The organism is Kitasatospora sp. NPDC028961 (assembly GCF_055564815.1).
Genome location: NZ_JBVHVO010000009.1, coordinates 1 through 21,239 on the forward strand (window position 1 = coordinate 1; position 21,239 = coordinate 21,239).

The 21,239-nt window shown below is 72.6% G+C and carries 20 protein-coding genes and 1 rRNA gene; 4 read left to right on the forward strand and 17 right to left on the reverse strand.

Going from position 1 to position 21,239, the window contains the following annotated elements; all coding sequences use genetic code 11:
• Together ACZ4UX_RS18175 and tyrS are read right to left on the reverse strand one after the other, a co-directional pair.
• Positions 1–90, reverse strand: a 16S ribosomal RNA gene (locus ACZ4UX_RS18175); the annotation flags it as partial.
• 622 nt (positions 91–712) lie between these two features.
• Positions 713–1,981 carry a tyrosine--tRNA ligase gene (tyrS, locus tag ACZ4UX_RS18180; RefSeq protein WP_465707525.1) on the reverse strand — a complete coding sequence of 423 codons (1,269 nt, stop codon included), beginning with the start codon at positions 1,979–1,981 and terminating at the stop codon, positions 713–715.
• 339 nt (positions 1,982–2,320) lie between these two features.
• Between tyrS and ACZ4UX_RS18185 the strand changes: the two genes are divergently transcribed.
• Positions 2,321–2,845: an HNH endonuclease gene (locus ACZ4UX_RS18185; RefSeq protein WP_329490154.1), complete on the forward strand. Its 525-nt coding sequence runs from the start codon at positions 2,321–2,323 to the stop codon at positions 2,843–2,845.
• A gap of 41 nt (positions 2,846–2,886) precedes the next feature.
• Here the strand turns inward: ACZ4UX_RS18185 and ACZ4UX_RS18190 are convergent, their stop codons facing one another.
• From ACZ4UX_RS18190 to ACZ4UX_RS18220, 7 genes are all read right to left on the reverse strand, one after another.
• Positions 2,887–4,911 carry an outer membrane protein assembly factor BamB family protein gene (locus ACZ4UX_RS18190; protein ID WP_465707394.1) on the reverse strand — a complete coding sequence of 675 codons (2,025 nt, stop codon included), beginning with the start codon at positions 4,909–4,911 and terminating at the stop codon, positions 2,887–2,889.
• A gap of 161 nt (positions 4,912–5,072) precedes the next feature.
• Positions 5,073–5,375: a 4a-hydroxytetrahydrobiopterin dehydratase gene (locus tag ACZ4UX_RS18195; protein ID WP_329490152.1), complete on the reverse strand. Its 303-nt coding sequence runs from the start codon at positions 5,373–5,375 to the stop codon at positions 5,073–5,075.
• A gap of 38 nt (positions 5,376–5,413) precedes the next feature.
• Positions 5,414–5,590: a DUF1272 domain-containing protein gene (locus ACZ4UX_RS18200; RefSeq protein ID WP_329492298.1), complete on the reverse strand. Its 177-nt coding sequence runs from the start codon at positions 5,588–5,590 to the stop codon at positions 5,414–5,416.
• A gap of 88 nt (positions 5,591–5,678) precedes the next feature.
• Positions 5,679–6,437, reverse strand: coding sequence for a sulfite exporter TauE/SafE family protein (locus ACZ4UX_RS18205; protein ID WP_465707395.1), 759 nt, complete (start codon positions 6,435–6,437; stop codon positions 5,679–5,681).
• A gap of 272 nt (positions 6,438–6,709) precedes the next feature.
• Positions 6,710–7,756 (reverse strand): SPFH domain-containing protein, encoded by a 1,047-nt coding sequence (locus ACZ4UX_RS18210; protein ID WP_329490150.1) that lies wholly within the window; start codon positions 7,754–7,756, stop codon positions 6,710–6,712.
• A gap of 10 nt (positions 7,757–7,766) precedes the next feature.
• The gene (locus tag ACZ4UX_RS18215) at positions 7,767–8,189 is read right to left on the reverse strand and encodes an NfeD family protein (RefSeq protein ID WP_329490149.1); all 423 of its coding nucleotides are present in this window, start codon (positions 8,187–8,189) and stop codon (positions 7,767–7,769) included.
• A gap of 166 nt (positions 8,190–8,355) precedes the next feature.
• Positions 8,356–9,147, reverse strand: coding sequence for an ABC transporter ATP-binding protein (locus tag ACZ4UX_RS18220; protein ID WP_465707396.1), 792 nt, complete (start codon positions 9,145–9,147; stop codon positions 8,356–8,358).
• Between the two features lie 147 nt (positions 9,148–9,294).
• On the opposite strand from ACZ4UX_RS18220, the gene ACZ4UX_RS18225 reads away from it, so the two are divergent.
• Complete coding sequence (locus ACZ4UX_RS18225; protein WP_329490147.1) at positions 9,295–10,092, forward strand: hypothetical protein; 798 nt, start codon at positions 9,295–9,297, stop codon at positions 10,090–10,092.
• A 30-nt stretch (positions 10,093–10,122) separates the two neighbouring features.
• Here the strand turns inward: ACZ4UX_RS18225 and ACZ4UX_RS18230 are convergent, their stop codons facing one another.
• The 3 genes from ACZ4UX_RS18230 to ACZ4UX_RS18240 all read right to left on the reverse strand — a co-directional run bounded on the left by ACZ4UX_RS18230 (position 10,123) and on the right by ACZ4UX_RS18240 (position 14,788).
• Positions 10,123–10,779 carry a response regulator transcription factor gene (locus ACZ4UX_RS18230; RefSeq protein ID WP_329490146.1) on the reverse strand — a complete coding sequence of 219 codons (657 nt, stop codon included), beginning with the start codon at positions 10,777–10,779 and terminating at the stop codon, positions 10,123–10,125.
• Positions 10,772–11,869, reverse strand: coding sequence for a GAF domain-containing sensor histidine kinase (locus ACZ4UX_RS18235; RefSeq protein WP_352297545.1), 1,098 nt, complete (start codon positions 11,867–11,869; stop codon positions 10,772–10,774). The genes ACZ4UX_RS18230 and ACZ4UX_RS18235 overlap by 8 nt, the downstream gene beginning before the upstream one ends.
• A 339-nt stretch (positions 11,870–12,208) precedes the next feature.
• Entirely contained in the window at positions 12,209–14,788 is a 2,580-nt protein-coding gene (locus ACZ4UX_RS18240) for an FHA domain-containing protein (RefSeq protein ID WP_465707397.1), read from the reverse strand.
• A 301-nt stretch (positions 14,789–15,089) separates the two neighbouring features.
• On the opposite strand from ACZ4UX_RS18240, the gene serB reads away from it, so the two are divergent.
• Positions 15,090–16,346 (forward strand): phosphoserine phosphatase SerB, encoded by a 1,257-nt coding sequence (gene serB / locus ACZ4UX_RS18245; RefSeq protein ID WP_465707398.1) that lies wholly within the window; start codon positions 15,090–15,092, stop codon positions 16,344–16,346.
• Between the two features lie 94 nt (positions 16,347–16,440).
• On the opposite strand, the gene ACZ4UX_RS18250 is transcribed toward serB, so the two are convergent.
• From ACZ4UX_RS18250 to ACZ4UX_RS18260, 3 genes are all read right to left on the reverse strand, one after another.
• Positions 16,441–16,968 (reverse strand): SixA phosphatase family protein, encoded by a 528-nt coding sequence (locus ACZ4UX_RS18250; protein WP_352297539.1) that lies wholly within the window; start codon positions 16,966–16,968, stop codon positions 16,441–16,443.
• Positions 16,969–17,158: 190 nt separating this feature from the next.
• Positions 17,159–17,281, reverse strand: coding sequence for an SGM_5486 family transporter-associated protein (locus ACZ4UX_RS18255; RefSeq protein WP_329490142.1), 123 nt, complete (start codon positions 17,279–17,281; stop codon positions 17,159–17,161).
• Between the two features lie 46 nt (positions 17,282–17,327).
• Positions 17,328–18,629 carry a CynX/NimT family MFS transporter gene (locus ACZ4UX_RS18260; protein WP_329490141.1) on the reverse strand — a complete coding sequence of 434 codons (1,302 nt, stop codon included), beginning with the start codon at positions 18,627–18,629 and terminating at the stop codon, positions 17,328–17,330.
• A gap of 129 nt (positions 18,630–18,758) precedes the next feature.
• Between ACZ4UX_RS18260 and ACZ4UX_RS18265 the strand changes: the two genes are divergently transcribed.
• Complete coding sequence (locus ACZ4UX_RS18265; protein ID WP_329490140.1) at positions 18,759–19,433, forward strand: FadR/GntR family transcriptional regulator; 675 nt, start codon at positions 18,759–18,761, stop codon at positions 19,431–19,433.
• Between the two features lie 99 nt (positions 19,434–19,532).
• Here the strand turns inward: ACZ4UX_RS18265 and fabI are convergent, their stop codons facing one another.
• Complete coding sequence (gene fabI / locus ACZ4UX_RS18270) at positions 19,533–20,300, reverse strand: enoyl-ACP reductase FabI (protein WP_329490139.1); 768 nt, start codon at positions 20,298–20,300, stop codon at positions 19,533–19,535.
• Between the two features lie 2 nt (positions 20,301–20,302).
• Entirely contained in the window at positions 20,303–21,022 is a 720-nt protein-coding gene (gene fabG, locus ACZ4UX_RS18275; protein WP_329490138.1) for a 3-oxoacyl-[acyl-carrier-protein] reductase, read from the reverse strand.
• Positions 21,023–21,239: the final 217 nt, after the last annotated feature.

A 21,239-nucleotide genomic window follows, 5' to 3' on the forward strand; every position in this document is an offset into this window, starting at 1 on the left:
GATCCACCCCGAAGGGCTTCACCGTTCGACTTGCATGTGTTAAGCACGCCGCCAGCGTTCGTCCTGAGCCAGGATCAAACTCTCCGTGAATGTCTGCTCGTAATCGAGCGGCACTCGCGTCGAGCGGCACGGCAACCACCGGAATAGGGCGGCCCCGCGCACTGCGTCCTCGCTAGTGTTTACTTCATAAAGGAATCTCCAACCCCGATCAGACGATCGAGGCCGGGGATGTCAACATATCTGGCGTTGACTTTTGGCACGCTGTTGAGTTCTCAAGGAACGGACACTTCCTTCGGACCGCCTTCCAGCGGGCCCTCCGGGCGCTTCGTTCTTTCGTGTTTCCAGCTTACCAGATGTTTTCCGCTCCGTTTTCCGGAGTTTCATTCATCCGACCCTTGCTGGGAAGGTCCGCTTTTCTGCGGCGACCTCCACATTAGCTTATTCCGGGACTGGCCCGAAATTCCCCGCTCCCACCGTTCGACGAAAACGCCGAGCGACCCAAGTTAATGGGCGACGAGTGAGAGTTGGACTTGCCGATTGCGATGGCCGCTCGGCCGACCCCCGGCTGCCTCTCGGCTCGCCGTGTGTCCGCCCGCTTCAGCGACTCGTCCAACACTAGGCCAGTCGGAGGAGGACGTCAAACACCGGAGGGCCGGATCTGTCCAGATCCGGCCCTCCATACTCAAAGCCGCAGGTCAGCGGTGGTGCTTTTTCAGCCGGCCGAAACCAACTCGATGGCGGCCAGGTTGCGCTTGCCACGCCGCAGGACGAGCCAGCGGCCGTGCAGCAGGTCGGCCTCGGCCGGCACCGCCTCCTCGTCCGTCACCTTGACGTTGTTGAGGTACGCGCCGCCCTCCTTGATCGTCCGGCGGGCGGCCGAACGGCTCGGCGCCAGGCCCACGGCGACCAACAGGTCGACCACCGGCTGGAGTTCGGCCACCTCGGCCCTCGGCACCTCGGCCAGCGCGGCGGCCAGGGTCGGCGCCTCCAGGTCGGCGAGGTCACCCTGGCCGAAGAGCGCCTTGGAGGCGGCGACCGCGCGGTCGTACTGCTCGGCGCCGTGCACCAGGGTGGTCAGTTCCTCGGCGAGTGCGCGCTGGGCGAGACGGGCGGCGGGGCGCTCGGTGGTCTCGCGCTCCAGCTCCTCGATCTCCTCCTTCGAACGGAAGCTGAAGATCCGCAGGAAGGTGGAGACGTCCCGGTCGTCCGCGTTCAGCCAGAACTGGTAGAAGGCGTACGGGGTGGTGAGCTCGGGGTCGAGCCAGACCGTGCCCGACTCCGTCTTCCCGAACTTGGTGCCGTCCGCCTTGACGATCAGCGGAGTGGCCAGCGCGTGCACGGACTTGGCCTCGGCCTTGCGGATGAGGTCCGTGCCGGCGGTCAGGTTGCCCCACTGGTCGCTGCCACCGGTCTGCAGCGTGCAGCCGTAGCGGCGGTTCAGCTCCAGGTAGTCCATGCCCTGGAGGATCTGGTAGCTGAACTCGGTGTAGCTGATGCCCGCGTCGGAGTTGAGCCGCCGCGAGACGGCCTCCTTGGCGATCATGTTGTTGACGCGGAAGTACTTGCCCACGTCGCGCAGCAGGCCGATGGCCGACATCCCGGAGGTCCAGTCCAGGTTGTTGACCATGCGCGCCGCGTACGGGCCCTCGAAATCGAGGAAGCGCGAGATCTGGCCACGCAGGCGGTCGACCCAGCCGGCCACCGTCTCGGGGTCGTTCAGGACGCGCTCGGCGGTCGGCTTGGGGTCGCCGATCAGGCCGGTGGCGCCACCGACCAGGCCCAGCGGGAGGTTCCCCGCCTGCTGGATGCGGCGCATGGTCAGGATCTGCACCAGGTTCCCGAGGTGCAGGCTGGGGGCCGTCGGGTCGAAGCCGCAATAGAACGTGACCGGGCCGTCCGCGAACGCCTTGCGCAGTGCGTCCTCGTCGGTGGACAGGGCGATCAGCCCACGCCACCGCAGCTCGTCGACGATGTCCGTCACGGTCACGCTTCTCCTTGGATCGGGCGTCCGCCCGGTACGGACCCGGTTCGGTCGGGCCCCGGTACGGAACGGCTCCAGCGTGGTAGAGCCTACGCGGTCCCGGCCACGGGGTTTTCGCCGAGGCGTCCGACCGGGCGGCCGTCCGCAGCGCTCCTGCGGGCCGCGCGGACTCCCGGCGGAACGCTCCCCCTCCCCTGCCCCACCCCTCGCCTCCACCGGAAATTCCGTTGTTCGTCGGCCCGGGGCCCCTTCAGAGTGGTCCCACCGCCGTGCGGCGGCAGTGACGTGTGTGGAGACGGTCGTGCCGCCGTGGCACGCCCGGGGAAAGGGTGTGCCGCAGTGCGCAACACGCTGGTTCTGAACGCGAGCTACGAGCCCCTGACGACGGTGTCGCTCCAGCGCGCCGTGGTCCTGGTGCTCCAGGACAAGGCCGTGGTCGAGCAGGCCCATCCGCTGCGGAGCATCCGCGGTACGGGCGTCTCCGTCCCGGTGCCCCGGGTGATCAGACTGCAACGCTACGTGCGGGTGCCGTTCCGACAACAGGCTCCGTGGTCCCGCCGCGGTGTCCTCGTCCGGGACCAGCACCTGTGCGCCTACTGCGGGCGCCGGGCCACCACCGTGGACCACCTGCAGCCCCGCTCCCGCGGCGGCGCCGACAGCTGGCTGAACACGGTGGCCGCCTGCGCCGAGGACAACCAGCTCAAGGCCGACCGGACGCCGGAGCAGGCGGGGATGAAGCTGCTGCGCAAGCCGTTCGTCCCGACCCCGCAGGCCACCCTGATGATGGCGCTCGGCCTGCGCGGCTCGGACCTCCGGGACCTGGCGGACTGGCTGCCTGCCCCGGTGGCCGCCTCTGCCGCGTAGCCGCCCCGGCCGTGAAGGGCTGGGCCCCGGAGGGCCGGGGCTCAGCCCTTGGCCTGGTACCCGGCCGCTATCCCGAAGTTGGCCGAGTGCTCGGGCACCGCGACGACCCGGCCACCGCCGATCAGGACGCGGCCGGAGACCAGCAGCGAGCCGGTGCCCTGCGGGAAGTTGCCGCCGACCGTCTCCTGGCCGCCGGCGAGCGCGAAGCGGCTGAGGTGGGCGGGCTGTTCGAGGCGCTCGTCGGCGGCGAGCACCAGCGCGCCGCCGTCGACACCGACGGCCCGGGCGACGCCCTTCTCGGCGGCGGCCGCCTTCCAGCGCTGCTTGCCGCTGTCCAGGTCGTACCCGACGACGGAGATCGCACCGCCGCCGTTCGCCGGGGCCAGCGTGGTGACCATCGTCCGGTCCTGGAAGAAGACACCGGGGGTGGCCGAAAACGTCCCGTGGGCGGCGTCCAGCCTGCCCTCGCCGGCGGCGACCGGTATCTCGGCGGCCGGGTCGCCGGCCGGGCCCCAGGCGAACACCTTGTCGTCCTCCGGCCTGGCCCCCGTGGTCAGCACCACGGAGGGCTCGGCGGAGAGCACCGTGACCGTCTTCGGCTGGTTGTTGAGGCCGCGCCACCAGCTCACCTTGCCGTCGGCGGTGTTCAGCGAGACGGCCTGGTCGACGGGGGTGGAGTCGGCGCAGGAGCTCGCCACCATGACGGTCTTGCCGGTGACTCCACCGGAGAGGGTGCAGAACTTGCCCTGCCCGGTGTACTGCCAGACGTCCGTGCCGTCGGCCGACTCCCAGGCGACCACGTGGTCGTCGCCGACCGCGATCACCTTGTCCTCGGTGACGCCGACCCGCGCGGTGTAGCCGCCCTTCGCATCGGAGAGCGGCTTGCTCCACGCCGTCCGACCGGTCCTGCTGTCGACGGCGGCCACCACCGTGCACGGGCTCTTCGGGTCCGGCCGGCTCCGGAACAGCACGGCGCCCAGACCGGCCTGGTTGACGCCCGCCGAGAGCCCGCAGGGAGCGGCCCCGGCCACCGGGGGCTGAACCGACCAGGTCGGCTTGCCGGCCGCCAGGTCGTAGGCGTGGACGCCGGTGGCATCGGCCCGCACCACCGCGTCGGCCAGCAGCCAGCTGCCGACCAGCGTGTCGTCGGTGCCCGGCTGGAGTGCGGCGGCGGGCTGGGCCGACCAGGCCTTGGCGTGGGCGACGGTGAAGCCCGGTTCTCCCCCGGCGGCGGCCGTGCCGCCGCCCTGCGCACCGACCGTCACGGCCGCCGCCACCAGGACGCCGAGCGCCGCCACCCCGGCGCCGGTCCGGACCATCAGGGCCCGCCGGCCGGGGGCGTGGTCGGCGGAGGCCACCGCGTCGGCCGCGGCCCGGGCCTTGGACCCGAAGCCGGCGGACCGCTTCCCGGCCCCCCGCGCGTCCGCGTCCGCGCGCACGTCCACCGCGGCGCCACGGCGCCGCCCGCTCGACCGGGGGCCACCACCGGCGGGCTTCGACGCGACGACGGCGGCCGGGGCGGGCTCGGGCTCGTCAACCGGCTCGGGCTCGTCAACCGGCTCGGGCTCGTCAACCGGCTCGGGCTCGCCGACCGGCTCAGGCTCAGGCTCAGGCTCGGGCCGCACATAGCCGTCGGTGGAGTACGCGGCACCCGCCGGGGCGTACAGCTCCTCACCGGTCGGCTGCTGCGGGACGGCGTACGGGGCGTACCGCTGCTGCTCGTAGTCGCCGTACGGGTAGGACGGCTGGTGCTGCCCGCCCTGGCCGTACCCGGTCTGGGGGTACTCCGCGTATCCGGCCTGCGGATAGCCCGTCTGCGGATAGCCGGTCTCCGGGTAGCCGGTCTCCGGGTAGCCCGTCTGCGGGTACAGAGCCTGCGGGTACGCGGTCTGCGGGTAGCCGCCCTGCCCGTGGCCGTGCGGCAGGTGGCCGTCGGCCGGGTGGCCGGTACCGCCGTCGTACCCGTGGCCGCCCTGCCACTGCTGCTGGTCCGGGTACACCGTCTGCCAGTCCTGCTGCGGGTACCACGGCTGCTGTGCGGCGTCTCCGAGGGGATCCTGCGCCATCCGTTCCGTCCCTCCCGACCGCCGGCGATGCGGCAGTCAGCATCTCACGCCGCCCGGAGCGCCTCCTTCCGGCCTCGACGGGGCCGGAAGGAGGCCCCCTGAGGCACCACGAGGTCGGTGCGGCACGGGTGCGGGCAGGTGCGGGACAGGCCCGGGAGGCGTCAGGCGGACTCGGCCCGCAGGGCGGCGTCGATGCGGCCGGCCAGGGTGACGTCCAGCGAGGTGAGGCCACCCGCGCTGTGGGTGGAGAGCGCGAAGTGCAGCGTCCGCCAGCGAATGTCGATGTCCGGGTGGTGGTCCAGCGCCTCCGCCTGCTCCGCGACCGCGACGACCACCCGGATCGCCGCCGGGAAGTCCGCCGCGTCGGCGGTGCGGACGATGCTGTCGCCGTCCCGGCTCCACTCCGGCAGGTCGGCCAGGGCGGCCGTGATCTCGTCCTCCGTCAGACGCGCTCTGCTGCTCATCGAACCGCTCCCGGGTGTCGGGGGTGACTGGTGAAGGGTCAGGCCCTCCGGCGCGGACGGGGCACCAGTTCGCCGCCGCAGTTGGGGCAGGTGGCGGCCATGGCCTCGGCACAGTCCGGACAGAAGGTGCACTCGTAGGAGCATAGGGACGCCGGGCCGTCCGCCGTCAGCGACACCGCGCAACGTTCGCAGGTGTCGCGCATCTCCAGGGCCATGGCTTCCTCCCCATCGAATTCCGGGAACACGTCGAACAGGTCAGACAGCTCGGACAGGTCGAGAAGCACCCCGGCGACCGGCGGACCGTCAGCTGACGAGCAGCTTGGTGACGGCCACCAGGCCGACCACCACGATCACCCCGCGCAGCGCCGGCGGCGGCAGCTTGCGCCCGACCTTGGCACCGAGCAGGCCACCGCAGAGCGAGCCGACGGCGATCAGCCCGGCGGCGGCCCAGTTGATGGTCGAGGTGAAGAGGAAGAACACCGCGGCGACGCCGTTGACGATCATCGCCAGCGCGTTCTTCACCCCGTTGATCCGCTGTAGGTCCTCCTGGAGCAGCATGCCCATCAGGGCCAGCAGCAGGACGCCCTGCGCGGCACCGAAGTAGCCGCCGTAGATGCCGGTCAGGAAGACGCCGGCGAGCAGCGCCAGGCCGCCGTCGGGGTCGCCCCCGGGCCGGCGACGGGCGGCGACCGCCTTGGCCACCCGGGGCTGGATCACCACCAGGACGAGGGCCAGCAGGATCAGCACCGGCACGATGGTGTCGAAGGCGCTGCTCGGCAGCTCGATCAGCAGCACGGCGCCGACCAGGCCGCCGAGGAGGGCGGCGATGCCGAGGCGGACCAGCCGGCGGCGCTGGTCGGCCAGTTCCCGCCGGTAGCCGATCACACCGCTGAGCGAGCCGGGCACCAGGCCGAAGGCGTTGGAGACGTTGGCGGTGACCGGCGGGATGCCGACGGCGAGCAGCACCGGGAAGGTGATCAGGGTCCCGGAGCCGACGATCACATTGATCATCCCCGCGCCGACACCCGCCACCAGGACGGCGATCGCCTCCCAGAGCGTCATGGGCCACCTCTCGTCTCGGACCTGTCCGAGGCGATCATGCCGGACGGCGGGGTGCCGCTACCAGGGTCCGCCCACGATTCGGGACGTACACCACACGCCCGTTCACCGGAGCCGACGGACGCACGACGGACGCACGACAGGCGCACGACAGGCGCACGACGGAGGCCGGGCGGGCGCACCACCAATGCCGGGCGGAGGCGGGGCAAGCCGAGGGCCCGCCACCCGTGCGAGACGGGTGGCGGGCCCTCGGCGTCGCGTGGGACGGGCTCAGCTCACTCCGGGTCGATCTTCCGGTACTCGCGGGCCGGGTCCACCCGGGGGCGGGCGGCGCCCTTGGTGTCGGTGTCCAGCGGGCGCGGACCGGCCGCCGGGTCGAGCGGGACCTGGGTCGCGGCCGGGGCCGGGGCGCTGGGGGCGGCGGCCGCACCGCCGTTGATGCCGCCGTTGCCGGCCAGGCCGGTGAAGGCACCGCCGAGGCCCTTGAGCGCGTCGCCGACCTCGCTGGGAATGATCCACAGCTTGTTGGAGTCGCCCTTGGCGAGCTCGGGCAGGGTCTGCAGGTACTGGTAGGCGAGCAGCTTCTGGTCGGCGTCGCCGTCGTGGATCGCCTCGAAGACGGTGCGGATCGCGGCGGCCTCACCGTCGGCGCGCAGCACCGCGGCCTGCGCCTCACCCTCGGCCTTGAGCACCTCGGCCTGCTTCTCACCCTCGGCCCGCAGGATCTGCGCCTGCCGGGCGCCCTCGGCGGTGAGGATCGCGGCGCGCTTGTCACGGTCGGCGCGCATCTGCTTCTCCATCGAGTCCTGGATGGAGGTCGGCGGCTCGATCGCCTTCAGCTCGACGCGGTTGACGCGGATGCCCCACTTGCCGGTGGCCTCGTCCAGGACGCCGCGCAGACCGGCGTTGATCACCTCGCGGGAGGTCAGCGTCGACTCCAGGTCCATCGAGCCGATGATGTTGCGCAGCGTGGTGACGGTCAGCTGCTCGATCGCCTGGATGTAGCTGGCGACCTCGTAGGTGGCGGCCCGGGCGTCGGTGACCTGGTAGTAGATCACCGTGTCGATGTTGACCACCAGGTTGTCCTGGGTGATCACCGGCTGCGGCGGGAAGGGCACGACCTGCTCGCGCAGGTCGATGCGGTTGCGGACCCGGTCGATGAACGGGACGACGATGTTCAGTCCCGCGTTGAGCGTCCGGGTGTAGCGGCCGAAGCGCTCCACGATCGCGGCGCTGGCCTGCGGGATGACCTGAATCGTCTTGATCAGCGCGATGAATGCCACCACGACCAGGACGACCAGGACGATAAGGACGGGTTCCACGGACTCTCCCCTAGACGACCAGGGCGGTCGCGCCCTGGATTTCGACGACGTCGACCTGCTGCCCCGGCTCGTACACGCTGCCGGGGTTGAGCGCGCGGGCCGACCAGATCTCACCCTTGAGCTTGATCCGCCCGCCCTCCCCGTCGACTCTTTCCGCGACGATCGCGGTGGCGCCCGGAAGCGCCTCGATGCCCATCTTGATCTGCGGGCCCTTCCTGAGCTGTCGGTACGCGATCGGGCGGACCACGACCAGCAGGGCGACCGAGACCACGACGAAGGTCAGGACCTGGACCACCGCCCCGGCGCCGAGCCCCGCGACACCGGCCGCGGCGAGCGCGCCGACCGCGAACATCGCGAACTCCGGCATCGCGGTGACGACCAGGGGTATGCCGAGGCCGACGGCGGCCAGGAGCCACCAGATCCAGCTGTCCACGTGTCCATCCTAGGGAGCGAAGGGCCTTCGAGGCGGACAGTTCCCGCAGGTGGAGGGGCGGAAACCGGTCGCACGTGCGACCGGCTCCAGTTCAGTGGAGTTCAGCCGGATTCCCCGGGCTCCGGCCGGGGCCCGCGGGCGGTCGGCGCACGGCCCGGTGCGGGCCTCAGCCGAGCGGCAGGCCCTGCGCGGACCAGCGGTCGCCGTGGCGCTCCAGGGTCAGCGGCAGGCCGAAGCACCTGGAGAGGTTGCGCGCCGTCAGCTCGGTGTCGATCGGACCGGCGGTGAGCACCTTGCCCTGGCGGATCATCAGCACGTGGGTGAAGCCCGGCGCGATCTCCTCCACGTGGTGGGTGACCATGGCCATGGCCGGGGCGAACTCGTCCTGGGCGAGCGCGCCGAGGCGGCGCACCAGGTCCTCGCGGCCGCCGAGGTCCAGTCCGGCGGCGGGCTCGTCCAGCAGCAGCAGCTCGGGGTCGGTCATCAGGGCGCGGGCGATCAGGGTGCGCTTCTTCTCGCCCTCGGAGAGGGTGCCGAACTTGCGCTCGGTCAGCCCGGCCATGCCGAGGCGGTCCAGCAGGGCGAGCGCGCGGGACTCGTCCGCCTGCTCGTACTTCTCCTGCCAGCTGACCGTCATGCCGTAGGCGGCGGTGAGCACGGTCTGCAGCACGCTCTGGCCGGGGGGCAGCTTGTCGAACATGGCGGCGCCGGCCAGGCCGATCCGGGAGCGCAGCTCGAAGACGTCGACCTCGCCGAGCTTCTCGCCGAGGACGGACACCTTGCCGGTGGTCGGGAAGAGGTACGTGGAGGCGATCTGCAGCAGGGTCGTCTTCCCGGCGCCGTTGGGGCCGAGGATGACCCAGCGCTCGCCCTCGGAGATGGACCACGAGACCTGGTCGACCAGCGCGCGCTCCTCCCGGACCACGGATACGTCCACCAGCTCCAGCACGTCGCTCATGCCTATGCCTTCCCCAAAACAGAAATTCGGCCGTCGGTGCGGGCGGGCAGCCTACTCCGGCGGCCGGTGGGCACGGAGTGGGTGCGCCGCACGCGCATGGGCAAACCTACGCCACGCGGATGACCGCCGATTCCGTAGGCTGGCCGGATGCTCGCGACTCCTGCCGACAATCCGTACGAAGAGCCCCGTTCGGGGCGGCTGGCCGCTTGGGGCAACGCCCTGTTGGCCGGTCTGGTACCGCCCGACGACGCCGCCTCGGCGGTGCTGGGCAGTGACGAGAGCCACCGGGTGACCGGACTGCCGGGCGACGAGCCGGGCGAGCGGCACGGGCTCACCTGGGCGCTGGGGCGGCTGAGGGTGCTGGGGGTGCGGGGGCTTCGGCTGGCCCTGCCGTCCGCCGGCCACCCGCTCGGGCTGACCGGTCCGGCGCCGTTCAACGCCCGGGCGCTGGGCGCGGGCGAGGCCGTGCTGGCGGTCGGGGCGCCGCTCGGGCTGGTGCCGGAGATCGAGGTGTTCGGGCCGGTCGGGGACCGCTCGGCGATGGTGCTCTGGCGCTGCTCGGAGGTGAACGACGCGCCCCCGGCCGACGTGCCGTCGCTGCACGAGGCGGAGCGCGAGCTGGCGGACGGGCTGCGGGAGGCGACGGCGATGCTGGCCCGGCTGGACGTGGCCGGGGCCGGACCGGAGGCGCTGCGGGCGCTGGAGGCGTACCGGCGGCGGGGGCACGTCGAGCTGCTCGCCCCGGGGTACCCGCCGCGTGCCGTCCGGGTGCTGGAGTCGGCCCGGCAGGTGACGGCGCTGCTGGCGATCGCCTCGGGTGGGCACGGCGCGGCGGTCAGCGCCTCGGAGATGGCCTCCCGCCAGGCGGTGCTGGACCCCCTGCGGCGGACCGCCCGGCGGGCCCAGGTGGCGGCGTACAACGCGCTGGTCGACGAGAAGGGCTGATTTCCGCCCCCGTCCCGGCCGCGCCGGCCGCTACGCCTCGCGGGCCTCGCCGTGCCGGACCGCCCAGAGCGCGGCCTGGGTGCGGTCGGCGAGGTCCAGCTTCATCAGGATGTTGGAGACGTGCGTCTTCACCGTCTTCTCCGACAGGTGCAGGCTGCGCGCGATCTCCCGGTTGGAGCGCCCGTCGGCGATGTGGCCGAGCACCTCGCGCTCGCGCTCGGTGAGGGTGGCGCCGCGGCCCTGCGGCTGGCGGGGGCCGTCGTCGGCGAGCAGCGCCTCCGCGAGCTCGGGCTGGAGCAGCACGTGGCCGGCGTGGACCGAGCGGATCGCCCCCGCCAGCGCCTCCGGGTCGACGTCCTTGTACACGTACCCGGCGGCGCCGGCCCGCAGCGCGGGGACCATGGTGCGGTGCTCGGTGAAGCTGGTGACGATCAGGATCCGGGCCCGGCTGCCCTCGCCCTTGAGCGTGCGCAGCGCCTCGATGCCGTCGACGCCGGGCATCTTGAGGTCCATCAGGACGACGTCGGGGTCGAGCTCCCGGGCCCGGTCGACGCCTTCGGCGCCGTCGGCGGCCTCGCCGACCACCTCGATGTCGTCCTGGACCTCCAGGAAGGTGCGCAGACCGCGGCGGACCACCTGGTGGTCGTCGACCAGCAGGACGCGGATCGCTGGCGTGGTGTCAGGCACCGGGGACCTCCATCTCGACGACCGTCCCCTTCCCGGGGGCCGAGTCCAGGGTGAGCGTGCCGCCGACGGCGGCGGCGCGGTCGCGCATCGAGGCCAGGCCGAGGTGGCGGCCGGCCCGGCGGACCGACTCGGGGTCGAAGCCCCGGCCGTCGTCGCGCACCCGCAGGACGGCGCCGCGCGCGGGCGTGCCGGTCAGGGTGACGGTGACGCTGCGGGCGTCGGAGTGGCGCAGCGCGTTGTGCAGGGCCTCCTGCGCGATCCGCAGCAGGGCCGCCTCCTGGGCCGGCGGCAGGGCGCGGACGCCCTCGGCGGCGAAGGCGACGTCGGCGCTGTGGGCGCGGTCGAGGACCTGCACCTGCGAGGCGAGGGTGGCGCTGAGGCCGTCCTCCTCCAGGGCGGCGGGGCGCAGCTCGACCACGACGGCGCGCAGCTCGTCGGCGGCCTCGGCGGCGAGTTTGGCGACCTCGGCGAGTTCGGCGCGGGCCCGGGCGGGGTCGCGGTCGACGAGCTTGGCGGCGGCCTTGGCGGTGAGGCGCAGCGAGAAGAGCTTCTGCGAGACGGCGTCGTGCAGGTCGTGGGCGATCCGGGCGCGCTCGCCGGCCAGGGTCAGCTCGCGGCTGCGCTCGTAGAGGCGGGCGTTGGAGAGGGCGAGGGCGGCGTGCGCGGCGAGGATCCGCAGCAGTTCTTCGTCGTGGTCGGTGAAGCCGCCGCCACCGCGCTTGTTGGCGAGGAAGATCACGCCCATCACGTGCGGCTCGTCCTCGGCGGCGTCGGTGTCGAGGACGGGCATCCCGAGGAAGGCGTCCATCTCGGGGTGGGCGGCGGGCCAGCCGCCGAAGGCGGGGGCCTCGCGCACGTCGGCGAGCCGGATGGGGCCGGTCTCGTGCAGCATCTCGGCGAGGACGCCGTGCTGGCGGGGCAGCGGGCCGATGGCCCGCCACTGCTCGTCGGTGACGCCGTCGACGACGAACTGGGCGAAGCCGCCGTGGTCGTCGGGCACGCCCAGGGCGGCGTACTCGGCGCCGAGCAGGCCGCGGGCGGAGGCGGTGATCCGCCGCAGCACCTCGCGGACCTCCAGGTGGCGGCTCATCGCGAGCAGGGCCTGGCTGATGGCCTCGATCCCGGCCAGGCAGGGCTCGCAGGCGGGCAGCGGGCCGGCGGCCGGCGGGCCGACCGGGATCCGGTCGACGGGCAGCAGGCCGGCCGGGGGCCGGCGGTCACTGGGCGCGGTGGGCATACGGCCAAACTACCGCCGCCGGGGCGGCATCCGCGTCGGTCCACGGGCGCGCGGGGAGCAGGTCCCCAGACCTAGGGCCCGAGACCCTGCGGCGAGGGGGCCGGTACGCGGAGGGGCGCCGGCACGCCGAGGGGCGGCCCCGCCCGTCGGCGGGTGGGGCCGCCCCTGGGTGAGCGGTGCGGTGCGGGCGGATCAGCCCTTCTGCATGACCTCGGGCTCGTGGCGGCGCTGGAGGCGCGTCACGATGACGCCGATGACGATCGACATCACGATCAGGATGCCGCCGTCCAGCACCAGCTGGCCGACGTTGTGGCCCCAGATCGCGTCGTACTCGGGGTTCTTGAAGTCCTTGTTCCAGGGCCCGAGCAGCTTGGACAGGTCGAGCGTGGTGGCGACCATGCCGACGCCCCAGCGGGCCGGCATCAGCCAGGCGAACTGCTCCAGGCCCGGCTTGCTGAAGATCTGGAAGAGGCAGCCGGTGAAGACGACCTGGATGATCGCGAACATGACCAGCAGCGGCATGGTCTTCTCGGCGGTCTTCACCAGGGCGGAGATCATCAGGCCGAACATCATCGAGGCGAAGCTCAGCAGGATCAGGCCGATGCTCATCTCGATGATCGGCAGGTCCTTGATGATCAGACCGTGCTCGGGCAGCTTGCGCGGCAGGTAGCCGACGGCCGAGATGATCGCGCCCTGGACCACGCTGAAGAAGCCCAACACGATGATCTTGGACATCATGTACGCCGACCGGGAGAGGCCGGTGGCCCGTTCCCGTTCGTAGATCGCCCGTTCCTTGATCAGCTCTCGGACCGAGTTGGCGGCTCCGGAGAAGCAGGCCCCGATCGCCAGGATCAGCATGATCGTCGCGGCGCCGCTGTTGATCCCGAGCTGCGACTTCGGGTTCGGCGCCAGCCCGGGATCGTTCGGGATCAGCACGCTGACCGCGCCGAGCACCGCCGGGAGCAGGATCGACAGCGCCAGGAACCCGCGGTCGGAGGCGAGCACCGAGGCGTAGCGGCGGATCAGCGTCCACAGCTGCGAGCCCCAGCTCTGCGGCTTCGGCGGGCGGACGGCCTCCTGGACGATCTGGGCGGACTGCACGGCCCCGGCGTCCACGTCGGCGGAGTACTGCTGGTAGTGCACCGACCCCCGGTAGCGGCCGGCCCAGTCGTGGTCCGGGTAGTTCTCGAAGGCCTGGAAGACGTCGGCCCAGGTCTCGTACCCGAAGAAGTGCAGCGCCTCGTCCGGCGGCCCGAAGTAGGCCACCGAGCCACCCGGAGCCATCACCAGGAGCCGGTCGCAGAGGGCGAGTTCGGCCACCGAGTGGGTGACGACCAGGATGGTGCGGCCGTCGTCGGCGAGGCCGCGCAGCATCTGCATGACCTCGCGGTCCATGCCCGGGTCGAGGCCGGAGGTGGGCTCGTCCAGGAAGATCAGCGAGGGCTTGGTGAGCAGCTCCAGGGCGACCGAGACGCGCTTCTGCTGGCCGCCGGAGAGCGCGGTGATCCGGTTGTCGGCGCGCTTGTCCAGGCGCAGCTCGTAGAGCACCTCGTCGATCCGCGCCTCGCGCTCGCGCGCCTCGGTGTCACCGGGGAACCGGAGCCGGGCCGCGTACTTGAGGCCGGTGCGGACGGTCAGCTCCTTGTGCAGGATCTCCGACTGCGGCACCAGGCCGATCCGCGAGCGCAGTTCGGCGAACTGCTTGTAGAGGTTGCGGCCGTCGTAGAGGACGTCGCCGCGGTCGGCCGGGCGGTAGCCGGTGAGGGCGCGCAGCAGGGTCGACTTGCCGGAGCCGGACGGGCCGATGACGGCGACCAGCGACTTCTCCGGGACGCCGAAGCTGACGTCGTTGAGCAGGACCTTCTTGCCGCCCTTGAAGTCGACCTCGACGGTCAGGTGGCGGGCGGAGAAGGAGACCGCGCCGGTGTCGACGAACTCCTGCAGCTGGTCGCCGACCAGGACGAAGCTGGAGTGGCCGACCGTCAGGCGGTCCTGCGGTCCCATCAGCTGGCGCTGGACGGGCCGGCCGTTGAGGAAGATGCCGTTGTGGCTGCCCAGGTCGACGATCTCGTACCGGCCGTCCGGCAGCTGGCGCAGCTCGGCGTGGTGGCGGGAGACCTGGAGGTCGGAGACGACGATGTCGTTGTCGAGCGCGCGACCGATCCGGACGGTGTTCATCCCCGCGGTCAGGTTGCGGATCATCGTCGGCTGCGGGCCGCCGGCCTCGTGCTGCGGCGCCTGCTGCTGCGGGAAGCCGCCGTGCTGGGGCGCCTGCTGGGGGAAGCCCTGCTGCTGCGGGAAGGCCGGCGGCTGCCCGCCGCCCCACTGCTGCTGGACCGGCGGCTGGTAGGCCTGCTGCTGCGCCGGCGGCTGCTGCTGGGCCCACGGCTGCTGGGCGGGCGCCTGCTGCTGGGCGGGCGGGACGTGGCTGCGGCTGGTGGCGGCCTCGTGCCAGGCGGGGGCGGGCGCGGCGGCCTGGGCGGGCGCGGAGAAGCTCAGCCGGGGGCCGTTCTCGGCGTTGCCGAGGTTGACCACCGCGCCGGGGAAGAGCGGGGCCTGCTGGGTCCGGGCGCCGGCGGTGTACGTGCCGTTGGTGCTCCCGTGGTCGTCGAGCTGCCAACCGGCCCCGTTGAACGAGATGGTGGCGTGCTGCCAGGAGACCCTGGCGTCGTCGAACGGGAAGTCCGACTGCGGGTTGCGCCCGATGGTGTACGACCGCCCCGGCTCCAGAGTCCGCTGCTGTCCGTTGATATCAATGACGAGTTGCGGCACTGCTCGCCTGCCCCGCTCTCTCGGTCCCCCGATTTTGCCCCCGATGGGGGGTGCGATGTCCTGAATCCGACGGGGGGAATCATTCCAGCCCGCCGCCCGTTGGTGAAAGTCACCCCCGGTGACTGTGACCAGGCGGCAACGATTCGCGGACACCCCCGCCACCGCCCCCGGGGCGTCGCCCGCGCGCCACCGTCCGGTCACCCGGGTGGTGCGCACACCGCCCACACCCGCTCCGCACCCCCGTCCACGACGCGGACGGGTGCCGTGGCGCCGCCGGCCGGCGGGTAGCGTGGGAGCCACCATGAACGCATCGCCCTTGGCCGCCGAGCCGTTCCCCGCCCCGCAGCCCCGGACCGAGGACGAGCGCACCCTGCTCGTCAAGGTGTTCGGCAAGGACCGCCCCGGCATCACCGCCGGTCTCTTCGCCACCCTGTCCGGGTTCGGCGTCGACGTCATCGACATCGAGCAGGTCGTCACCCGCGGCCGGATAACGCTGTGCGCCCTGGTCACCCCGCCGACCGCGCCCGGTGCCGAGGGCGAGCTGCGTTCCACCGTGCACCGCTGGGCCGAGGAGCAGAAGCTCCAGGCCGAGATCATCTCCGGCATCGGCGACAACCGGCCGCGCCGCGAGGGCCGTTCGCACGTCACCGTGCTCGGCCACCCGCTGACCGCCGCCGCGGTGTCGGCGCTCACCTCCCGGATCACCGACTCGGGCGGCAACATCGACCGCGTCTTCCGGCTGGCCAAGTACCCGGTGACCGCGGTCGAGCTGGCCGTCTCCGGTGTCGCCACGGACACGCTGCGCGCCGCGCTGGCCCAGGAGGCGGCCCAGCAGCGGGTGGACATCGCGGTGGTCGCGGCGGGCCTGGAACGCCGGGCCAAGCGCCTGGTGGTGATGGACGTCGACTCCACGCTGATCCAGGACGAGGTGATCGAGCTCTTCGCCGCCCACGCGGGCTGCGAGGCGGAGGTCGCCGCGGTGACGGCCGCGGCGATGCGCGGCGAGCTGGACTTCGCCGAGTCGCTGCACGCCCGGGTCGCGCTGCTGGCCGGCCTGGACGCCGGGGTGACCGAGAAGGTCCGCGCCGAGGTCAGGTTCACCCCGGGCGCACGGACCCTGATCCGCACGCTGCAGCGGCTGGGCTTCCAGGTCGCGGTGGTCTCCGGCGGCTTCACCCAGGTCACCGACCACCTGGTGGAGCAGCTGGGCCTGGACTTCGCGGCGGCCAACACCCTGGAGGTGGTGGACGGCAAGTTCACCGGCCGGGTGGTCGGCGAGATCGTGGACCGGGCCGGCAAGGCCCGCTGGCTGGCCCGCTTCGCCGAGCAGGCGAAGGTGCCGCTGGAGCAGACCGTCGCGATCGGCGACGGCGCCAACGACCTGGACATGCTGAACGCGGCCGGGCTGGGCGTGGCGTTCAACGCCAAGCCGGTGGTCCGGGAGGCCGCCGACACCGCGGTGAACGTGCCCTTCCTGGACACCGTGCTGTACCTGCTGGGCATCACCCGCGAAGAGGTCGAGGCGGCCGACGCGCTGGACGGCACGCCGACCGAGTAGCCGGCGCCGGACGCACCCGAGGGGCACGAGGACCGGTCCTCGTGCCCCTCTTCGGCCCCCGCGCCCGGACCGGGCGGCGCGGGGGCCGTTCGGCTCAGTCCTGCGGCGTGAAGTACGAGACCAGCGCGGCCACGCCCGGCTCGACGCCCTTCCAGGAGCCGTCGAAGCTGAGCACCGCGACGGCCGCGGTCGGGAAGCCGCCGAGCCGCAGCCGCTCCAGCGCCTCCCGGTCGCCCTCGTCACCGGCCAGCACCTGGGTCAGCCCGAGCACGCCCGGGTTGTGGCCCACCAGCACCACGTCGGGGTGGTCCTCGGGGGTCTCCTGGAGGACGGCGATGATCTCCCCGGGGCTGGCCTCGTAGATCCGGTCCTCGTACACCGTCCTGCGGGCGCGCTTCGGCAGTTCGTGCGCGGCGAGCTTCCAGGTCTCACGGGTGCGCAGGGCCGTGGAGCAGAGCACGTAGTCGGGGTTGATGCCGGAGTCGGCGAGCCAGCGGCCGGCTTCCGGGGCCTGGTGGCGGCCCCGGTCGGCCAGCGGCCGCTCGTGGTCGTCGACGCCGTTGGGCCAGTCGGCCTTGGCATGGCGGAGAACGATGATCCTGCGGGGCGTGTCGGCGCTCATACCCAGCAAGCTTGGCAGAAAAGCGGCCCGGGGGCGCGATGCCGCCGGTTGCCGCCACTCTCCGGGGTGCCGGGTGTCAGCGTGCGCCGTTCACCGGCGGTCGGCGTGCGGTACCGCGGCCGGTCCGCGGGCGCGGACCGGCCGGCGTCACTGACCGGCCGGATCGGCCCCGGCGGGGCCGCACGGCGGATCAGCCGAGGTTCTGGGCCACCGTGGCGACGATCGCCAGCAGCACCACGATGCCGACGATCAGTGCGGCGATCTGGCCGAGCTTCTTGTGGCCGTCGGTGGGGTTCGGGTCGAGTACGGGCATGACCGGATTCTCCCACCCCGGTCGTGCCCGCCCGTCAGCGGCCCCGCTACGCCGCGGCGCCGGCGGCGGCCGGGAGGACCGCCTCGTCCTCGATGTGCCGGGCCCGCGCGGCCCGCAGGCCGAACAGCATCTGGGGCACCAGCAGCACGGCGAGGAAGCCCAGCGGCAGGTACCACTCACCGGTGGCCTGGTACAGCCGGCCGATCAGGATCGGGCCGGGGATGGAGATGAGGTAGCCGACGCCCTGGGCGAACGCGGAGAGCTGGGCCACCCCGCCGGCCGTCCGGGCCCGCAGGCCGATCATGGTGAGCACCAGCGGGAAGGCGCAGTTGGAGAGGCCGACCAGGGTCGCCCAGACCCACGGCACGCCGGCCGGCGCCAGCGCCAGCCCGGCGTACCCGGCGATGCCGCAGGAGGCCAGCACCACGACGAAGAGCCGCTGGTCGCCGCGGCGCGCGGCGAGGTTGGGCAGCACGAAGGAGACCGGGACGCCGATCACCATGGTCAGGGCCAGCAGGACCCCGGAGGTGCCCTCGGAGACCCCGGCGTCCTGGAAGATCTTCGGCAGCCAGCCCATCACCACGTAGGCGCCGGTGGCCTGGAGGCCGAAGAAGCAGGCCATCGCCCAGGCGGTGCGGCTGCGGGTGATCGGCAGCTTGGCGACCGCCCCGCCGGTCTTCCCGCCGCGCTCGCGCCTGGTCACCGCGACCGGCAGCCAGAGCAGCAGCGCGACCGCGCCGAGGGCCGCCCAGACGCCCAGGCCGACCCGCCAGTCCCCGCCGAGCGCGCTGGTCAGCGGCACGGTGACGGCGGCGGCGAGCGCGGTGCCGGCCGACAGCGACATGGAGTACAGGCCGATCATCGGACCGACCTTCTCCGGGAAGTAGCGCTTGATCACCACCGGGATCAGCACGTTGGAGACCGCCACCCCGGCCAGCGCGAGCGCGGTGAGCAGCAGGAACACCGCCGTGCCGCCGGCGAACGAGCGGGCCAGCACGCCGGCCGTGATCGCTCCCATGCCGGCCGCGACCACCGCGATCGGCCCGAACCGCCGGGCCATGCCGGGCGCGGCGAAGCCGAACAGCGCGAAACAGAGCGAGGGGACGGCGGTCAGCAGGCCGGCCAGTGTCGGGTTCATCCCGAGGTCGGTGCGGACCTGGTCGAGCAGCGGCCCGAGGCTGGTGACCACGGGCCGGAGGTTGAAGGCGGCGGCGGCGATCGCGACGGCGAACAGCCAGCCGAGGTACGTGCCCCGGCGGGCGGAGGCGGATGCGCCGGTGGCGGGCCGCTCGGTCTGCGGTCCGGCCCCGGTCCGTGGGGTGGTGGTGGTGTCTGCTGCGGAAGGCATGGGAGCCATCATAGAATGATGGGATGAATTAGCGCATCCTCGACTTGGCATGATGTCCCGACCCGCCCCAAGCCGACCCACCCGCCGGCCGACGCCCCCACCGCCGACCCGAAGCCGCAAGGAGTCCCCGTGGCGCTGTCCTCTCCGAGGCGCACCCCGCTGTCCGACCAGGTGATCGCGCAACTGCGCGCCCAGATCACCTCGGGCGAGTGGCCCGTCGGCTCACGCATCCCGACCGAGGCCGCGCTGGTCGAGGAGCTCGGCGTCGCCCGCAACACCGTCCGCGAGGCGGTCCGCGCCCTCGCCCACAACGGGCTGCTGGACATCCGCCAGGGCTCGGGCACCTACGTCCTGGCCACCAGCGAGCTGGCCGGGGTCATGCACCGCCGCTTCGCCGACGCCGACCAGTCGCAGGTCGCCGAGCTGCGGGTGACCCTGGAGACCTCCGCGGCCGGCCTGGCCGCCACCCGCCGCACCGCGCGCGACCTCGCCCTGCTGGACGCCACGCTGGCCCGCCGCGAGGACGCCTGGCGCTCCGGCGACGCCGAGGACTTCATCCAGGCCGACGCCGCCTTCCACCAGGCCGTGGTCGCCGCCGCCCACAACGACGTCCTCGCCGCCGTCTACGCCGACCTCGGCGAGGTCACCCGCGCCCACCTGCGCCACGACGTCGGCCCGGAGCTGATCGCCGAGCGCTACCTCGGGCACGACAAGATCCTCGACGCGATCCGGGCCGGCGACCCGCAGCGCGCCTCGGTCGAGGCCGGCCGTGCCATCGGCGCCTGCACCCCGCCCGACGCCTGACGCCCGACGCCGTGCGCGCCGGCGCGCGCGGGGCCCCGCACAGCACCGCGGCCCGGCACCCCCAGGAGGGGTGCCGGGCCGCGGTGGTGCGGGCAGCGGTCAGGCGCCGATGGCGTGCAGGCCGCCGTCCACGTGGACGATCTCGCCGGTGGTCTTCGGGAACCAGTCCGAGAGCAGGGCGACGACGCCGCGGCCGGCCGGCTCCGGGTCGGAGAGGTCCCACTTCAGCGGGGAGCGGGTGTCCCAGGTGGCGGCGAGGTCCGCGAAGCCCGGGATGGACTTGGCGGCCATCGAGCCGATCGGACCGGCCGAGACCAGGTTGACCCGGATGTTGCGGTCACCGAGCTCACGGGCCATGTAGCGGGAGGTGGCCTCCAGCGCGGCCTTGGCCGGGCCCATCCAGTCGTACTTCGGCCAGGCGAACTGGGCGTCGAAGGTCAGACCGACGACCGAGCCGCCGTCCTGCATCAGCGGCAGCAGCGCCGTGGTGAGCGACTTCAGCGAGAACGCCGAGACGTGCATGGCGGTCGCCACGGACTCCCACGGCGTGTTCAGGAAATTGCCGCCCAGGGCGTCCTGCGGGGCGAAGCCGATCGAGTGGACGATGCCGTCCAGGGTCGGCAGGTGCTCGCGGACCTGGTCGGCGATGCCGGCCAGCTGCTCCTCGCTGGAGACGTCCAGCTCCAGCACCTTGACCGGGTTCGGCAGCTTCTTGGCGATCCGCTCGGTGAGGCTGGGCCGGGGGAAGGCGGTGAGGATGATCTCCGCGCCCTGCTCCTGCGCGAGCTTCGCGGTGTGGAAGGCGATGGAGGACTCCATCAGCACTCCGGTGATCAGGATCCGCTTGCCCTCAAGGATTCCACTCATGCTCAGTGACCCATGCCCAATCCGCCGTCTACGGGAATGACGGCTCCGGTGATGTACGCGGCCTCGTCCGAACCGAGGAACCGCACGGTGTTGGCGACCTCGGCGGGCGCCGCGTAGCGGCCCAGCGGCACGCCCGAGACGATCTCCGCGCGGCGCTCGTCGCTGAGCACTGCGGTCATGTCGGTGTCGACGAAGCCGGGGGCGACCACGTTGACGGTGATGTTGCGCGGGCCGAGCTCACGCGCCAGCGAGCGCGCGAAGCCGACCAGGCCGGCCTTGGAGGCGGCGTAGTTGGCCTGGCCCGGGGAGCCGGTGAGACCGACCACCGAGGAGATCAGCACGACCCGGCCCTTGCGCGCGCGCATCATCAGCTTGGAGGCGCGCTTGACCACCCGGAACGCCCCGGTCAGGTTGGTGTCCACGACGGAGGTGAAGTCCTCTTCGGACATCCGCAGCAGCAGGGTGTCGTGGGTGATGCCCGCGTTGGCGACCAGCACCTCGACCCCGCCGTGCTTGGCCTCGATCTCCGTGAACGCCGCGTCGACCTGCGCGTTGTCGGTGATGTCGCAGCGCACCGCGAGCACGTCGTACTTGGCCAGCTCCGCGGGAACCTCACCCGAGCGGCTGGTGATGGCGACCTTGTCGCCCGCCTCGGCGAAGGCCAGGGCGATCGCGAGGCCGATGCCCCGGTTTCCTCCGGTGACGAGAACCGAGCGGCTCAACGATCCACCTCTCTCCGTAGTGTGCGCGTACGTCGGTATGAGCACGCAGTGTGACGCTATCGGTCGGCCCCGGGCGGCGACGAATCGGGCTCCCACAGCGCCTCACCGAAGGAACTGTCGCAATCCGACAATCCGTACCGGAGCCCGCCCGTCCCCGGTCGCCGACCGCCCCGGCCTACCCTTGTGGCGTCCACTGCGGCGGTTTTCCGGGAACAAC

Excerpts from the sequence above, each read along its gene's own strand:
- ACZ4UX_RS18190 (WP_465707394.1), bottom strand. The coding sequence starts at position 4,911 with ATGGCGCAGGATCCCCTCGGAGACGCCGCACAGCAGCCGTGGTACCCG.
- ACZ4UX_RS18255 (WP_329490142.1), bottom strand. The coding sequence starts at position 17,281 with ATGCCCGTACTCGACCCGAACCCCACCGACGGCCACAAGAAGCTCGGC.
- ACZ4UX_RS18200 (WP_329492298.1), bottom strand. The coding sequence starts at position 5,590 with ATGGCCCTGGAGATGCGCGACACCTGCGAACGTTGCGCGGTGTCGCTG.
- serB (WP_465707398.1), top strand. The coding sequence starts at position 15,090 with ATGAACGCATCGCCCTTGGCCGCCGAGCCGTTCCCCGCCCCGCAGCCC.
- ACZ4UX_RS18220 (WP_465707396.1), bottom strand. The coding sequence starts at position 9,147 with ATGAGCGACGTGCTGGAGCTGGTGGACGTATCCGTGGTCCGGGAGGAG.
- ACZ4UX_RS18195 (WP_329490152.1), bottom strand. The coding sequence starts at position 5,375 with ATGAGCAGCAGAGCGCGTCTGACGGAGGACGAGATCACGGCCGCCCTG.
- ACZ4UX_RS18205 (WP_465707395.1), bottom strand. The coding sequence starts at position 6,437 with ATGACGCTCTGGGAGGCGATCGCCGTCCTGGTGGCGGGTGTCGGCGCG.
- ACZ4UX_RS18260 (WP_329490141.1), bottom strand. The coding sequence starts at position 18,629 with ATGCCTTCCGCAGCAGACACCACCACCACCCCACGGACCGGGGCCGGA.
- fabI (WP_329490139.1), bottom strand. The coding sequence starts at position 20,300 with ATGAGTGGAATCCTTGAGGGCAAGCGGATCCTGATCACCGGAGTGCTG.
- ACZ4UX_RS18235 (WP_352297545.1), bottom strand. The coding sequence starts at position 11,869 with ATGAGCCGCCACCTGGAGGTCCGCGAGGTGCTGCGGCGGATCACCGCC.
- ACZ4UX_RS18225 (WP_329490147.1), top strand. The coding sequence starts at position 9,295 with ATGCTCGCGACTCCTGCCGACAATCCGTACGAAGAGCCCCGTTCGGGG.
- ACZ4UX_RS18250 (WP_352297539.1), bottom strand. The coding sequence starts at position 16,968 with ATGAGCGCCGACACGCCCCGCAGGATCATCGTTCTCCGCCATGCCAAG.